Raw genomic sequence first — 14,855 nt, forward strand, 5'->3', positions numbered from 1 at the left:
ACTTCGGGCTCACGGTAACAGCAGATAAACCGCGCTCGCCGCCAGCAACAGAGCCATCAAGCGATTGAACAGGCGCATCCCCGCCGGATTGCCCAGATACCCCCGCAAAAACGTTCCGGCGTACACCCAGCAACCGACCGACAGATAACAGATCACCAGATACACTGCGGCGAACTGCCAGACCAGCCGCGCCTCGCCATCGGCGACAAACGCGCCCATTCCTGCCACACAGGCCAGCCACGCTTTCGGGTTGAGCCATTGCATCACCGCGCCGTACAGCATCGACGGCGCCCGCCCCGCTTCGCCGGCATGCAACTGGCCGTCATCGGCAGCCAGCTTCCAGGCCATGAACAACAGAAACGCCACCCCGGCCAATTGCACCACCCGGGTCAGGAATGGCCACAGTTTCAGGACTTCATGCAGGCCCAACCCCATCAGCACCAGCAATAGCACAAAGCCCAGCGTCGCCCCCGCCACGTGCCGCTGACTGGCCCGAAAGCCATACTGCGCTCCGGAACTCAGCGCGACGATATTCACCGGCCCCGGGGTTATGGACGCCACCAGCGCAAACGCCGCCATCGACACAATCAGACTCATTACGCACCTGCTGCAATTGGGGAACAAGGCGCCAACAGTAAACAGTGCCGCCGGCTCGCGTATTGAACAAAATCACCCACGACCCGCGCCACAACTCAGGCACTTGAAGCCGGAGAAGAAGTTTCTGTTGCCACTTAATACTTCGCGCAGACATCTCGATACTTTTAATAACAACTAGCAACTCAAAATGAAACACCAACATTGCGCGACGTTTTATATTCCCGACCACTTCACAACCCGCCAATTCAACTTGGCTGACTGCTGCGCTACATAACCCGAACCAGAAGAAGTCAATATGGACATTAATCGCAACCTTTTTGCAACTGCCCCTGCATCGGCCGACGAAGCTGAACGACTGAACATCGCCAAGGCTCTGGAGAACCGAAACTTCCTTCGGCAAGCCTTTCGTGCTGAAGAAAACTTCATGCAACTCGCTACGGAAGTTGTTTCGGGAAGCCGTTTCGACAGTGAACATCTCGCCGGCAAATTATTGCTGCGCTCACTCAGCAAACATCCAGAATTCATTGAATTCATTGCCTCCTTCGACCTGCCTGCCGATCACTTCTTTATGGTCAGAAGCAATGGTGAAGTTTACGCCGCCTATGAAGAGTTCGGCGCTACGGGTTTTTACATCCACTACACTATCATTACCGATGAACTGTATGAGATCGAGTCTTTACGGAACGATATCGAACTCTTGTCGAAAACCGCATGGCGTTCTGGCGGCATTATTTCCTCCAGCGCCACCGTGCCACTGCGCAACTGGCTTGCATTTCAGGAAATCGATCCGCCCAACGACTACGCAGACCTTGCAAACCTGATCGACTACCTGAACTTTAAAATGCCCGCGCCGCCAAAATTCGCTAACTACTGGGGTATTTCCGAAGAGACTCAGGATGTCGCCCTGATAGTCGAGCCGGAGCAGTATCCTGTGATCATGCAGGTCGTGCGAACGTTGATGGCTGACTCGGGGCGGTATTCCGAGCCGTTGATCAACTACCTGACGGATGTGCTGCTCAAGAAGAGAAGCGGCGCCTTGCTGCAGGAAGATCCGCGACTGGCGTGGGAAATTCTGATGCAAACGAGCGAGGCAAAAAGTCTGGCTCAGAGTTGTTTCGATGCACTTCTGATCGAGGGCAAGGCACACACGGTAACGGAGGTCACCCGCAGCCGGTTGCTGCTCGCCGCGGTCGTGCTGGACCTGGACATGGGCTCGGATGAGCGGGTCGAAACTCATCGAAGTCTGCGTTATGAATCGCTGTATGTGCATGAAACCCCGGCGCAGGCGCGGACACGTCTCAAAGGCCATTTTGAGCAGATCAACCGCGTCAGTCCGTTCGCCGCTTACCTGGCAGTGGAACTGGTGCTGGCGGGGCAATCACCGGAGTTTCTGGTCGTTACACCGCCGACACTGCTGATCGGTTAACCAGGCTGGGTCATGTTGCGCAAGGCGGTCATGCTGACAGAAAGGATCGCTCCCGGCTTGTCGCGCAAACTGTCTTATGAGCAACTGATGAAGTTTGCCGCACTTGCGCCGCTCAGCGATGCACAACGCGCCCTGCATCAATTACTCAATCTGCAATGCGTGCTGGATTGGGCAAACATCAACGAGGTAATGCTCCGTGAAGACTCGGCATTATCGGAAGAACAAATCGCAACAGCGGCAGTGAATCGCTACAACACGTATGCCGATGAACTGGAGGCGGCGCTGAAGTCGATAACCGCTGCGCCGGTCAGCCGAAGAAAACTGGCCCAGCAAACGCTGTTCGATGCCGACATCGACCATCATCAGGAGGTATTTCGTTCGCCGCACAATAAAGGGGGACTGATCAGCGACACGGTGATCAATCTTTATCTTGCCAACCAGTTACACCGTAAAAACCTCACCAGCACATCGACCAAGCGCAATTTGCATGACGTGCATCCAGATTTGGCCAGCCTTGCGCCAATCAATCAGTTGTATGCCGATAAGCTCAAGCCGCAGCACGAAACCTTCAAGTCGGGAATCAGCACCATGATCCGGCTGGCATTCTCCCGGCTCGGCATGAGTGATCGAGAAGCACTGACACAGGGCGCTTCAACGCTCTACCTGGTGCGCGGCAACCGCAATATCCCCGGTCACAGCGCCGACCACTTCTCCCCGCACGGGGTGGTCATCCTGTGTCGTCACAAATCGAAAAACCATTGCTTTGAGTTGTTCCCGTTACAGGGAGTGTGCCGCAAAAGCGAGCGCCTGGCCGAGGCTTTCGCCAGCGGCTACGCATTTAATGAAGACACCGCAAGCTTCGACGGGCCGATCAACGGCAAGACCGGGAATTTCCCGCGCCTTACCTATCTGGAAAACATCATTACCGAGCACGCAGCCTACTTCCAGGGTGCAACGCCTAGTCAGAGCGAACAAGCGGACATCAATAAATTACTGCCGCGCCGCCACTGGGAACTGGCCGAGCATGCAGATGTTCATGAGTTTGGCATGCTGCTTGATCGGTTTGGTCAATTTGCGCCGCACTACGAAGAATCGGCCTGGTACACATCGCCAATGGAAAGTTACCAATCGCCGAGGCTGAAAGACATTGCCGACTTCATTGCGCAAAAGAACCCGCCCATCACCTACAACGAATATTACCGGATGGGCTATGACCAGACTGAATACGAGGAAAAGCAGGAAGCGTACGAGCGCGTTGCCAACATCATTCTGAACATCTTCATTCCATTCAGAGGCTGTATCCAGCAACTGACTTCGGATGATCCGGATAAACGCAGTGGGGCCGCCTTCAGTTGCGTCATCGACGCCCTCGCGGTGTCCTTTGTCTTTATCGGGGCGGCCGGAGCGTTGGCAAAGGCAGTGGCAAGCAGCACCAGGCTGCTAAGCCTCGGGCGCGTGGCCGGCAGCGTTCTGGTGTCAATCTTCAACCCCGTCGACGGTGTTCCCCAAGTGATCGTCGGCGCCGGGAAGCTGGCAGGCAAAAGCGCGCTGAAACTCAGCCACGCTGGCAGTTCGATCAGCATGACAGCAGCCCGCCAGTTGCGTCGACTGACGACCACCAGCAGTGGCTCCTACGACTTGGTCAAAGCGTTGAGCAAGTCCGGCGCGGCGGCCGAGATTCGCATGACATTGCCGACGGTGGCTCATGCGCGGGCACTGTTCAAGGATGACACCCTCGAAAGTGCCAGCCAAATCCTCACTCGCCTGACAGACACGAAAATTCCTTTACCGAAAACCGCCAGCCCTGCGGAGCTGGAACACCTCTTCAACAAAGCCGTTATAGACACTACGCGAAGGCTGCAAAAAGCTCAGGAGCTTGAAGCGTTGATCGGCAAAACGGCAATCGATGAACTGCTGGCGACAGTCTTGGCAAAAAACGGTATCGATCTCCAGGCCGCACGCTCGGCGGGCAAGGGATATACCGACTTGCTGGAAACGGTCAGCGAGATCGAGGCCCGCAAGGTCAACTACATGAAGGGCCATCAGCAGAATCTGCTGAGACAGGATCTGGGAAAAGCCCCTTACAACGGTGTGCTGCCAGAGTCGAACTACAACGTTCAAGGCTTCACCGATAACGCCCAACGAGCCGGCGCCTGGATCGTTCATGCCTCGAATTCTCCGGGCAACGATCTCGCCAGCATCGTGGCCGTCTTGCGAGAGTACGCTAACAGCAATAAGGCGTTGACCGACCCCGACGTGATCAGACAGCTACATGTCAGCATCGCACCTGCCACCTCGGACATTGTTCGTGTAGGCGTCAACGACAAGAAATACGCCAGTAGCATCAGTGGCTTTGCCGTGATGCAGGAGCATTTGAAGAAACTGGACACCGCTCACGAGCACTTCAGCAAACAGCTACTCGGCACAGTGGTTGGCTTCCACGGTTTTGGTGATGGAAATGGCCGCACGGGCCGTGCCTTGTATGCGATCAGCGAGATACGAAAGAACCGGTTCAATCCGCTGTCGAAAGAAGCATTCAGCGCGCTGCATGGTCTGGACTGAAGACCCGCAAAATCGCCACGCTGAGTAGACCCACAGCCCGGCCGGCCAGCGCCTGCCGGGCTGTGTTCTGTCACGATTCACGGCTGTCAGTCGCTCCCGACCATCGCCGGCACGGTAAACCGAAACTCCGTACCCTCACCCGGCTCACTGCTGGCCTCGATGCGCCCGCCATGGGCCTCAACAATCCCCTGCGTGATGTACAAACCCAGTCCGGTTCCGGTCGGGTTGCCCTCCTTCACCGTCCAGTAGCGGTCAAACACCCGCGCCAGGTTTTCCTTGGGAATGCCTTCACCGGTATCGCGCACCGTAAACACGATTTCCCTGCCGTCAGACTTGGCCAGTACGCCCACTGAGCCTTTGCGCGGGGTGAACTTGATCGCGTTGCCGATCAGGTTCGACAGCACCTGAAACAGGCGCTCCGGGTCGGCATGGATTTTCAGGTCGGGGTCGGCCTGGAACGAGATGCTGATGTCCTTGTCCAGCGCCAGCGGCCCAAGCAGGGATTGGGTTTCCTCGAACATCTGCCCGACGTCCAAGGTCTGCGGGGCGATGGTGTAGCGCCCGGCGTCGATTTTCGAGGTGTCGAGCAAATCTTCGAGCAGCGTGTTCATCCGCCCGGCGGCCTGCTGCATGGTGTCGATCGCGGTGGAGATGCGCCGCGAGGTGTGCGGGCCGTCGGAACTGAAAGTCTTCTGCATCATGCCGCAGAGCATCGAAATCACGGTCATCGGGTTGCGCAGGTCATGGGACACCACCGCCACCAGCTCATCACGGGCGCGCACCGCTTCCTGCTCGCGGTGCACCTGCCGGGCCAGGTCGTTTTCCAGTGCGGAGCGGCGCAGGTCATTGGCCGCAAACAGATCGCCGTGGCTCCACTTGGTAGAGATCCCGGCCATCTCGACTTTCCAGATTTCGAACGAAGTGCGCGGGCGCAGACGCAGGCCGGCATCGGAGTTTTCCAGATCCAGCGGCTTGCGCGGATCACCGCTCCAGTTGATGTTCTCCTTGACCTCGGGGCGGAACCACAACACGCCGTTGTCCACCGGTTTGGGCAGGCTCATGGCGAGCACGCCGCTGGCCACTTGCTGAAACTGCGCGGCTGGCGGGTAGACGCTGGCCAGATGATGACTGGCGAACACCGGCTCGCCGGTTTCCTGCAGCCACTTGTGCAGGGCGCGAATGTCTTCTGGCTCCGGGCAATTACCGTAACGGTGCAACTGCTTGTCTTCGATGATCGCAATGCCCCCGGCCCCGGCCAGCGCCATCAGCACTTGCGGTTGCTGCGCCAGACCATCGAAGACATTTTCCGGCGAGTCGATCATGGCCTGTTTGAGCAATGCCAGTGCCTCGACCTTTTCTTCACGCTGACGGCTGAGTTCCAGCGCCTCCATCGCGCTGATCTGCAGCGACAGTACCTGACCGATGGTCTGACAGGCACTGCGCAACTCGTGCGGCACATGCAGCGGCTGGCGATTGCCACAGCTGATCAGGCCCCAGAGTTTGTCACCCTTGAGCAGCGAGATGCTCATCGACGACAGAACGCCCATGTTCTTCATGTACTGACAATGAATCGGCGAGACGCTGCGCAGGGTGGCGAAACTCAGGTCCAGCGGGGTCTGGGTGTCCGGGCGCAGCTTGGGCACCAGCGGCACCGGCTGGTAATCGGCATTGGGGATGATCCGCAGCCAGTTGGTGCGGTACAGCTCGCGCGCTTGCTCGGGGATGTCCGAGGCCGGGAAGAACAGGCCGTTGAACACTTCCATCGACGGATCCGACGCCTCGGCGATCACCTGGCCGTGGCCCTCCTCCTCGAAGCGGTAGATCAGCACCCGGTCGTAACCGGTCATCGCCTGGATTTCCTTGACGCTGATGTCATACAGCGCCTGCAATGTGGTGGCTGCTTGCAAGCGCTGGAGCATGCGTCCCAGATGGGTCTGGTTGCCGGCGACGTTACGCGGCTGGAAGTTTTCGACGTGGATTTCCAGTTCCAGAATCAACACGCCTTGATGACGGTGCAGCAGACCTTCGAACGCGGTGCCGTTGAGGCGGAAATGCAGCGGTCCGGCATCGGCGAACACCGGTTGCTGCAGCGCATCGCGCACAGCGGCGGCAGGCGCTTCACCCAACAGACTGTGCAGCGGCTGGCCGATCAGCTCCTGCGCCGGCCGTGCCAAGAGGGTCTCGACGTTGGCGCTGATCTGAATGATTTCCAGCGCCGGCTCGCTCAGGGTCAGCAACAGGCCATGGGGCTGGATGGCACCCGGAAAGCGGATCGGTTCGTCGGCACAGTTGGCCAGCAGTTCTTCAAAGGCTTCTTGGTCTTGCGGGTTCATGCCAGTACCTCCCGGCTTTCGAGCCAGCGCTCGAAACAACTGAATGTGGATTGGGCCGCCGCAACCACGGCTTCACGTTCATCCGCACTCAGCCGTCGACTGCCCAGGTAATCAATGAAATCGCGCCAACGGCGGCCGGTGGCAGCGCCGTAAACGTCGAGGAATGCCGCGCCATTGTCGGCGTCCAGGCTCAGCCGCGAAGCGATTTCGCGACGCAGGATCTGCCCGCCGAGGGTTGCCCCTTCCAGCACGTACAACACACCCAGGCAAGTCGGCCCGGAGTCGATCACGGGCAACGTCTGACACTGTGGCAAACGGGCGATGGTCTCGGTCGTGAGACCCAGAGCCTGCAAGTCATCGAGCAAAATCTGCGATTTGAGGCGTGGCGCAAGATCGAAATCCACCGGGATCGCGCCGCTGTCGAGCAATGCGCTTTCCAGTGGCCGATAAAAACCGTAATAAGCCTGCATCAACCGTACGAAAGCGTTGGAATCGAGGGTATTGGAGAAAAAAGGAAGACGTTTTTCCAGTGCGATGTGCAGTTCGGCAGTGCCGGCTCGCAGATCTTGCAGCACCGGCGGCACATAAACTTCACGGGCCTTTGCTTGCATGTAAATCGCTCTTGGTGGGGCCGCTTCGGGGCCGGCAGGGTGTTTGCAGCTTTGGACGAATATTACACGGCAAACGCCTTTTTCTGACTTGGCGCATAGATTTTTCTGACGAAACCAGCGCCTTCAGACTTTTGAGAGTTCCGGCCAATCGGAAAAGTTCGACTGGATTGAAGGGACTGCCAAGGCTGTACCGCGACAGCGCCGCGAGACTGTATGGGTCAACGCGGCCGCCGCCTGTGATAAAAATGCGGCATCGCTTCTGGAGCCCACATCCATGGATCTCGCCACGCTTACGCTGTTTCTTCCGGCCTGCTTTGCCTTGAACATGGCCCCCGGCCCGAACAATTTGCTGTCGGTCAGCAATGCCACCCGCTATGGCTATCGCCGGGCCTGCGCCGCCGGTATCGGGCGGATTATCGCGTTCGCCGGGATGATCGCCCTCGCCGGCGCCGGACTGTCAGTGGTGCTGCAGACCTCGGAATGGCTGTTCCATGCGATCAAGATCATCGGCGCGGCGTATCTGCTGTACCTGGCCTGGCAACTGTGGCGCGCCAATCCCGAGGCCGAGCAGCAAATGGCGGGAGCGTCGGTGGGATTCTGGCGCCTGGCGCGTCAGGAGTTTCTGGTGGCGGCGGGCAATCCGAAAGCGATTTTGCTGTTCACCGCGTTCCTGCCGCAATTTGTCGACCCGAGCCGCCCGGTGCCGGCGCAATTCGCCGTGCTCGGTGCACTGTTTCTGCTGCTGGAATGGATCGCGATCGGCGCCTATGCGTGGATGGGCCTGCACATGCGCCGCTGGTTCGCCGAGCCGCGCGGCAAACGGGTCTTCAACCGTTGCTGTGCAGGGCTGCTGTCGGCGGCCGCTTCAGTGCTGTTGTTCGCCAAACGCGCTTAAGCCTCGGACGGGCCTTTGAGTTCGACCTGATTGCCGTCCGGGTCGAAGCAATACAACGACAGGCCGTAGCCCTCGGCGCCGAAGCGTCGGGCGGCTTTTTCCACGGTCAGACCGTGTGCCCGCAAGTGCTCGGTCAGCGCAAATTCATCGAACGGCTCGATGCGCAGGCAGAAGTGATCGACATTGCGCCGCTCGGTACCGGCCGCCCCGCCACCCTTTTTGCCCAGTTCGCCTTGCAAGTCGACGAGGTCGATCATCGAGGTGCCGGCGCGCAGGTGCACCAGACCCAATGGTTCGTTGTGCCTGACCACCTCGGCGCCGAAGACCTGGCGGTAGAAATCGATACTGCGTTGCAGATCGGCGACACGCAGAACGATGTGATCAATATGTTGAATCGAAAACGGATGCATAAACTCGACACCTCACCCACTCTGTAGGAGCTGCCGAAGGCTGCGATCTTTTGCTTTTGATTTCAAGAAACAAGATCAAAAGATCGCAGCCTGCGGCAGCTCCTACACGGTAGTTCAGAGGTTCTGGAAATTCACTGTCGATTTTTCGGTGGAGCCATCAAAATCCTGGATTTAAGCTCTGGCCATGAACATACAAACCGCACTGCTGCCGCCCCACGCCGAGATGGTTCGCGCCATGCTCGAACGCGACACCGCCTACGAAGGGGTGTTCTTCACGGCCGTGAAAACCACCGGGATCTTCTGCCGCCCCAGTTGCACGGCGCGCAAGCCGAAGCCGGAAAACGTCGAATTTTTCGCCCATGCCGATGAGTGCCTGAGCGCCGGTTATCGCGCCTGCCTGCGCTGCAAACCGCTGGACGCTGCAGCCATCGCACCCGATTGGGTGCAGCGCCTGCTCAAAGCCGTCGATGCCGACCCCGAGGTGCGCTGGAGCGACGCCCAGTTGCTGGCCGAAGGCATCGAACCGCTGAAGCTGCGACGCTGGTTCAAGCAGCATTTCGGCATGACCTTCCATGCATGGCTGCGCACCCGCCGGCTCGGCATGGCGCTGGGCGGCATTCGCCAGGGCGCCTCGATTGATCACGCCGCGTTTGACTCCGGCTATGAATCACTCAGCGGTTTTCGTGACGCATTCCAGAAATCCTTCCACATCACCCCGGGCCGCGCGGCCAACAGTGAACCGCTGCTGTTCACCCGCCTGACCACACCACTGGGGCCGATGATCGCCATGGCCGAACGTCGGGGACTGGTGTTGCTGGAGTTTCTCGACCGCCCGGCGCTGACCCGCGAAGTCGAGGAATTGCAGGCCCGTCACGGCTACGTGGTCGCACCGGGGCACAATGCGCATCTGCAGCAGATCGAACAGCAACTGAAGGAATATTTCGCCGGTACCCGCAGCGCCTTCAGCGTGCCACTGCACCTGCCCGGCAGCGCGTTCGACCGGCAAGTCTGGGACGAACTGCTGAACATCCCCTACGGCCACACCAGCACCTACGGTGCCATCGCGGCACGTTTGGGCAAACCCGGCGCCAGTCGCGCGGTGGGGCTGGCCAACGGGCACAATCGGTTGTCGATCGTGGTGCCGTGCCATCGGGTGATCGGTGCGGATGGCTCACTGACCGGCTATGGTGGTGGGCAGCCGCGCAAGGCGTTTCTGCTGAGGCTGGAAAACGCTGCGGTGCAGCTCACGCGCCCCCTGGCGTTTTGAACACTCTCTCCAAAGGATGGCGATGTTTGCTGAAAGATCATGACTGAGTGCTATCAAGCGGCAAGCGAACATCTGGCCGCACTTGACCCAGACTGGCAGCGCCATATTGCCGCCGTCGGCCCCTGCCTGCATCAACCGCACCCGACGCGTGATCCGTATCAGTCGCTGGTGCGGGCGATTGCCTATCAGCAACTGCACGTCAAGGCCGGGGACGCGATTGTCGGGCGTCTGGTGGCGCTGTTTCCCGGGCAGACGTTTCCCCGGCCGGAACAGATTCTCGCGACCGACTTTGATCGACTGCGCGGCTGCGGCTTTTCGGCGGGCAAGATTGCAACGATTCAGGGCATCGCCCAGGCAACGCTGGACGGCGTGGTACCGGACTACCCCACCGCGCTGGCGATGGACGACGAGACGTTGATCGAGCGTCTGGTCAGCCTGCGCGGGGTTGGCCGCTGGACGGTGGAGATGCTGCTGATCTACAGCCTGGAACGCATGGATATTTTGCCAGCGGATGACTTTGGCGTGCGCGAGGGCTATCGCCGATTGAAGGGGCTGGAGGTGCAGCCGACGCGCAAGCAGATGATCGAGATCGGCTTGGCGTGGAGCCCGTATCGGACGGTGGCGGCCTGGTATTTGTGGCGCGTACCAAAAACCCTGTAGGAGCTGCCGCAGGCTGCGATCTTTTGATCTTGCTTTTCAAGAGATCGCAGCCTGCGGCAGCTCCTACAGGGGAATGCGTTGCAAAGGCGGGAGCGAGCCTGCTCGCGAAGGCACCATTTGATTCAACCTCAAATCAGAGACCTGACTTCAACTTGCTGAACGCCCGAATCAAAGCCCGATTGAACGCCTTGCCATTGTCGTTCTTGCTGTACAGCGAAGCCCGCACCGCCGCTGACGGGTACGTCCCCGGATCATTACGGATCGACGCGTCAACCAAAGCATCTGCCGCCGTGATCGCATTGGCGTAGTGGATGGTGTCAGTGATCGGCGCGATCACCTCAGGCGTCATCAGATAATCCATCAACGCCAGCCCGGCCTGCGGATGCGGCGCATCCTTGGGAATGACCATGGCGTCAAACCAGATCAACGTGCCCTCTTTGGGGATGCGGTAGCTGAGCTGGAACGGCTTGTTCGCCGCTTGCGCCTGCCCTGCTGCAATCGCCACGTTGCCGTTCCACGACATCGCCACGCAGGTGTTGCCGTTGGCCAGGTCGCTGATGTTCAGGTCGTTGTCGAAGTAGCGAATGTACGGGCGGATCTTCGCCAGTTGCTGCTCGGCGAGTTTCAGGTCATCGAGGTTCTGCCGGTTGATGTCCAGGCCCATGTACTTCATGACCGCCGCGAACACTTCGTTCGGATCGTTGAGCAGACTTACCCCGCAATCGGCAAATTTCGCCACCACGGCCGGGTCAAACAGCATCGCCCAACTGTCGGTCGGCGCCTGCGGCAGACGCTGCTTGATCGCCTGTTCCTGATAGCCCACCCCCGTGGTGCCCCAGGCGTAAATCCCGGCGTAGCGGTTGCCCGGATCGAACACCGCCATGTGCTGGCGAAACTCCTCGCCAACCCCGGCAAAGTGCGGCACTTGCGCCTTGTCCAGCGGCTGGATCGCGCCACTCTCGATGGCCCGCGACAGGTGCTGGCCGGCGGTCAGCACCAGGTCATAACCGCTGCGCCCGGTGAGCAGTTTGGTTTCCACGGTTTCCAGCGAATCGAAGTGATCGGCAACCACCTGAATGCCGGTCTGCGCCTCGAAATTCTTCAGCGTATCCGGGGCCAGATACTCGCCCCAGATGTACAGATTGACCACCGGTCTGGCGGTGTCGGCGGCCTGCACACACAGGGGTGCAAGCACCAGCAATAACGCTTGAGTCAGTTTGTGCAGGCCCATCATCACACCCCCTTGATGTTTGGCGCGCCGGCGTATTGCGGCATGGTGATGCACGCGACGTTGCCGCCACCGAGGAGGATTTCCCGGGAATTTTCGATGCCGACGATCTTGTGCTGCGGGAACAGTTCGGCGAGCGTCGCCATGGCCACCTGATCGTTGCGATCACCGAACAGCGGTACCACGATCGAACTGTTGCCGGCGTAGTAGTTGATGTACGACGCGCAGATTCTGGTGCCGGCCTGACGGGTATGGGTGTTGTCCTGCTGATCGAGGCCTTCGGCTTCCTCGGCGGTCCATTCCAGCACGTCCGGTTGCGGCAGTTTGTGCACGATCAACGCGCGGCCACGGCTGTCGCGGGTGCTGCGCAGGATGTCGTAGGCCTCCTGATAGATTTCCCATTGCGGGTCATCGCGGTTGTCGGTCCACTGCAGCACCACTTCGCCGGGGCGCACGAAGCACGCGAGGTCATCGACATGGCCATCGGTTTCGTCGAACTTGCAGCCGCGTGGCAGCCAGATCACCTGTTCGGCGCCAAGGTAATCGGTCAGGCGCCGAGTGACCTCGGCCTTGCCCAGATGCTGGTTGCGATTGCGGTTGAGCAAGCACTGTTCGGTGGTGAGGATGCTGCCCTGACCGTCACTCTGGATGCCGCCGAGTTCGGCAATCAGCGGTGCGCGGTAACGGTCGAAGCGTTCGATTTCGAGGATCTTGCTGGCGATCTGGTCGTCCTTGTCCCACGGGTAATACAGGCCACCGTCGAGGCCGCCGTAGGCGTTGAATTCGAAGTCGACGCCACGCACTTCGCCGCTTTCATCGTTGACCACAAAGCACGGGCCGCTGTCGCGAAACCAGGTGTCGTTGCAGGTCATCTCGACCACGCGCACTTGCGGCGGCAATTGCCGACGCGCCGTGGCGAATTGCGCGGCGGAGGCGCAGACCGTGACCGGTTCGCTGTGGGAGATGGCGGTGACGATCTGCACCCAGACTTTCTGCGCCGGTTTCGCGCCGTTGCGCCACACGTCGGTGCGCTCCGGCCAGCCGAGCCAGCAGCCGGATTTGGCTTCGAATTCGCCGGGCAGACGGAAGCCGTCGTGTTTGGGGGTGGAGTCGAGCAAACGTGCCATGGTCAAACCTCGTCTTGGGTTGGGGAATGACCACAGGCTAAGGTCGCGGACGGCAGGCCCGCCAACGATGATTATTGCGGAACCGTTGAATTCAACTCATCAATCGCTCAACTGATCGTTGAACCATTCGAGCATCTGCGCCACCGCCGGACGCTCCAGCCGCAGCCGCTCGCAGACCAGCGCGTATTGGCCGAGCGCGGTCATGCTCGCGTTGAACGGCCGCACCAGTCGCCCGCTCAGCAGGTCCTCGTGCGCGGTGAGGTTGTCGCCCATCGCCACGCCCTGCCCCTGCGCCGCCGCTTCCAGCGCCAGACCGGCATGGGCGAAATACAACTGACGCTGCGGGCGCAGATCGCCGGCGTGGCTGGTGAGCCACGTTGTCCAGGTCTTGCCATCCTGATCGTCGTGCAGCAGGCAATGGCGCACCAGGTCCTTCGGCGACTTCAGAGCGCCCTGGTTGAACAGCCCGGGGCTGCACACCGGGAAGAATTGCAGCGCTGGCAACGGCCGCACGAAGTAGGAACTGCTGTCTGCAGGTCCGATGCCGTAGGTGATCGCCAGATCGATGTCCTCGCCGGGCGCGCTGGCGTCGATCGGCTGTTCGTAGAGATGCAGGGTGATGTGCGGATAGCGCGCATAGAAATCAGTGAGGCGGTTCATCAGCCACTTCTGCGCCAGTTCGGCGGTGACCGCCAGACGCACGACCGCCAGCGAGGATGGATCGCGCAGTTCATCGCAGGCCTCGCCGATCAATTCGAAGGCCTGCTGCAGGCTCTGCATCAGGCGCCCGGCGGCGATGGTCGGGCGGATCTGCCGGCCTTCGCGGATGAACAGCGAGACGCCGAGCTGCTCTTCGAGCTGACGGATCTGGTGGCTGACCGCGCTGTCGGTGACGCACAACTCGGCGGCAGCCCGGCCGAAATGCGCGTGGCGGGCGGCGCATTCGAAGGTTCTGAGGGCGGCCAGTGAGGGGAGTCTTCGCATGGGTTGGGGTGCCTTTTTTGGGGACATGCTGACCGGGCCTTGAGCAGGCGTCCAGTGGCTCCGCGTTATCGTTCATCGCTGGCAAGCCAGCTCCCACAGGTTTTGTGTCGAATGGCAAAGCCGCGCACACCAAAAAATCACTGTGGGAGCTGGCTTGCCAGCGATGGCGTCGGCACATTCACACAATTCTTCTAGGCTCATTCAAACCCATCCAGCCAACCGGAGGCCCAGCATGCACCTCGAAGGCTCTTGCCACTGCGGCGCCGTTACCTTCAGCCTGACCAGCGCCCATCCCTATCCCTATCAACGCTGCTACTGCTCGATCTGCCGCAAGACCCAGGGCGGTGGCGGTTACGCGATCAACCTGGGTGGCGACGCGGCCAGCCTCAAGGTTCAGGGGCGCAAGCACATCAGCATCTACCACGCCAGGATGAAGGACGAAGGTGACAAACGTGCCCATCGCAGCACGGCCGAACGGCATTTCTGCTCACAGTGCGGCAGCGGTTTATGGTTGTTCAGCCCTGAGTGGCCGGAGCTGATCCACCCGTTCGCCTCGGCCATCGATACGCCGCTGCCGGTACCGCCGCAACACACGCATTTGATGCTGGGGTCGAAGGCGCCCTGGGTCGAAGTGGATGCGAAGCCCAAGGACAAGCAGTTTGCGGTGTATCCCGAGGAGTCGATTGCGCAGTGGCATGAGCGCTTGGGGCTGGTCAAATGAGCATGGATTTGCGCTGGCTTTGATGGCCCTATCG

Annotated in this window: 13 protein-coding genes; 6 read left to right on the plus strand and 7 right to left on the minus strand. The window is 60.1% G+C overall.

What is annotated here, in order from left to right:
- Positions 1-9: 9 nt before the first annotated feature.
- A complete protein-coding gene (locus ACYZUM_RS13780) occupies positions 10-597 on the minus strand; it encodes a LysE family translocator (protein ID WP_108182964.1) in 588 nt (195 codons plus the stop codon).
- Positions 598-892: 295 nt separating this feature from the next.
- Between ACYZUM_RS13780 and ACYZUM_RS13785 the strand changes: the two genes are divergently transcribed.
- Both ACYZUM_RS13785 and ACYZUM_RS13790 read left to right on the plus strand, forming a co-directional pair.
- Positions 893-2,023, plus strand: coding sequence for a hypothetical protein (locus ACYZUM_RS13785; protein WP_473061342.1), 1,131 nt, complete (start codon positions 893-895; stop codon positions 2,021-2,023).
- Between the two features lie 12 nt (positions 2,024-2,035).
- Positions 2,036-4,585, plus strand: a complete 2,550-nt coding sequence (locus ACYZUM_RS13790) for a hypothetical protein (protein ID WP_142580124.1) — start codon at positions 2,036-2,038, stop codon at positions 4,583-4,585.
- Positions 4,586-4,671: 86 nt separating this feature from the next.
- On the opposite strand, the gene ACYZUM_RS13795 is transcribed toward ACYZUM_RS13790, so the two are convergent.
- Together ACYZUM_RS13795 and ACYZUM_RS13800 are read right to left on the minus strand one after the other, a co-directional pair.
- Positions 4,672-6,918 carry an ATP-binding protein gene (locus tag ACYZUM_RS13795; RefSeq protein WP_108182967.1) on the minus strand — a complete coding sequence of 749 codons (2,247 nt, stop codon included), beginning with the start codon at positions 6,916-6,918 and terminating at the stop codon, positions 4,672-4,674.
- Entirely contained in the window at positions 6,915-7,529 is a 615-nt protein-coding gene (locus ACYZUM_RS13800; RefSeq protein ID WP_108182968.1) for a biliverdin-producing heme oxygenase, read from the minus strand. Before ACYZUM_RS13800 ends, ACYZUM_RS13795 begins: the two co-directional genes overlap by 4 nt.
- Positions 7,530-7,803: 274 nt before the next feature.
- On the opposite strand from ACYZUM_RS13800, the gene ACYZUM_RS13805 reads away from it, so the two are divergent.
- Complete coding sequence (locus ACYZUM_RS13805) at positions 7,804-8,424, plus strand: LysE family translocator (protein WP_108182969.1); 621 nt, start codon at positions 7,804-7,806, stop codon at positions 8,422-8,424.
- On the opposite strand, the gene ACYZUM_RS13810 is transcribed toward ACYZUM_RS13805, so the two are convergent.
- Entirely contained in the window at positions 8,421-8,834 is a 414-nt protein-coding gene (locus tag ACYZUM_RS13810) for a VOC family protein (RefSeq protein WP_108182970.1), read from the minus strand. The genes ACYZUM_RS13805 and ACYZUM_RS13810 overlap by 4 nt on opposite strands.
- A 184-nt stretch (positions 8,835-9,018) precedes the next feature.
- Here ACYZUM_RS13810 and ACYZUM_RS13815 point away from each other — a divergent pair, with 184 nt between their 5' ends.
- Positions 9,019-10,101, plus strand: coding sequence for a bifunctional transcriptional activator/DNA repair enzyme AdaA (locus ACYZUM_RS13815; RefSeq protein WP_108182971.1), 1,083 nt, complete (start codon positions 9,019-9,021; stop codon positions 10,099-10,101).
- Positions 10,102-10,140: 39 nt separating this feature from the next.
- A complete protein-coding gene (locus tag ACYZUM_RS13820; protein WP_108182972.1) occupies positions 10,141-10,761 on the plus strand; it encodes a DNA-3-methyladenine glycosylase family protein in 621 nt (206 codons plus the stop codon).
- A 133-nt stretch (positions 10,762-10,894) separates the two neighbouring features.
- Here the strand turns inward: ACYZUM_RS13820 and ACYZUM_RS13825 are convergent, their stop codons facing one another.
- From ACYZUM_RS13825 to ACYZUM_RS13835, 3 genes are all read right to left on the minus strand, one after another.
- Positions 10,895-11,992: an extracellular solute-binding protein gene (locus tag ACYZUM_RS13825; RefSeq protein WP_108182973.1), complete on the minus strand. Its 1,098-nt coding sequence runs from the start codon at positions 11,990-11,992 to the stop codon at positions 10,895-10,897.
- 2 nt (positions 11,993-11,994) lie between these two features.
- Positions 11,995-13,116, minus strand: a complete 1,122-nt coding sequence (gene aguA, locus ACYZUM_RS13830) for an agmatine deiminase (RefSeq protein WP_108182974.1) — start codon at positions 13,114-13,116, stop codon at positions 11,995-11,997.
- 99 nt (positions 13,117-13,215) lie between these two features.
- Complete coding sequence (locus ACYZUM_RS13835; protein ID WP_108182975.1) at positions 13,216-14,100, minus strand: LysR substrate-binding domain-containing protein; 885 nt, start codon at positions 14,098-14,100, stop codon at positions 13,216-13,218.
- 232 nt (positions 14,101-14,332) lie between these two features.
- On the opposite strand from ACYZUM_RS13835, the gene ACYZUM_RS13840 reads away from it, so the two are divergent.
- Positions 14,333-14,821 carry a GFA family protein gene (locus ACYZUM_RS13840; protein WP_108182976.1) on the plus strand — a complete coding sequence of 163 codons (489 nt, stop codon included), beginning with the start codon at positions 14,333-14,335 and terminating at the stop codon, positions 14,819-14,821.
- Positions 14,822-14,855: the final 34 nt, after the last annotated feature.

The organism is Pseudomonas sp. m6p (assembly GCF_055760375.1).

Excerpts from the sequence above, each read along its gene's own strand:
- ACYZUM_RS13780 (WP_108182964.1), bottom strand. The coding sequence starts at position 597 with ATGAGTCTGATTGTGTCGATGGCGGCGTTTGCGCTGGTGGCGTCCATA.
- ACYZUM_RS13785 (WP_473061342.1), top strand. The coding sequence starts at position 893 with ATGGACATTAATCGCAACCTTTTTGCAACTGCCCCTGCATCGGCCGAC.
- ACYZUM_RS13790 (WP_142580124.1), top strand. The coding sequence starts at position 2,036 with ATGTTGCGCAAGGCGGTCATGCTGACAGAAAGGATCGCTCCCGGCTTG.
- ACYZUM_RS13795 (WP_108182967.1), bottom strand. The coding sequence starts at position 6,918 with ATGAACCCGCAAGACCAAGAAGCCTTTGAAGAACTGCTGGCCAACTGT.
- ACYZUM_RS13800 (WP_108182968.1), bottom strand. The coding sequence starts at position 7,529 with ATGCAAGCAAAGGCCCGTGAAGTTTATGTGCCGCCGGTGCTGCAAGAT.
- ACYZUM_RS13805 (WP_108182969.1), top strand. The coding sequence starts at position 7,804 with ATGGATCTCGCCACGCTTACGCTGTTTCTTCCGGCCTGCTTTGCCTTG.
- ACYZUM_RS13810 (WP_108182970.1), bottom strand. The coding sequence starts at position 8,834 with ATGCATCCGTTTTCGATTCAACATATTGATCACATCGTTCTGCGTGTC.
- ACYZUM_RS13815 (WP_108182971.1), top strand. The coding sequence starts at position 9,019 with ATGAACATACAAACCGCACTGCTGCCGCCCCACGCCGAGATGGTTCGC.
- ACYZUM_RS13820 (WP_108182972.1), top strand. The coding sequence starts at position 10,141 with ATGACTGAGTGCTATCAAGCGGCAAGCGAACATCTGGCCGCACTTGAC.
- ACYZUM_RS13825 (WP_108182973.1), bottom strand. The coding sequence starts at position 11,992 with ATGGGCCTGCACAAACTGACTCAAGCGTTATTGCTGGTGCTTGCACCC.
- aguA (WP_108182974.1), bottom strand. The coding sequence starts at position 13,116 with ATGGCACGTTTGCTCGACTCCACCCCCAAACACGACGGCTTCCGTCTG.
- ACYZUM_RS13835 (WP_108182975.1), bottom strand. The coding sequence starts at position 14,100 with ATGCGAAGACTCCCCTCACTGGCCGCCCTCAGAACCTTCGAATGCGCC.
- ACYZUM_RS13840 (WP_108182976.1), top strand. The coding sequence starts at position 14,333 with ATGCACCTCGAAGGCTCTTGCCACTGCGGCGCCGTTACCTTCAGCCTG.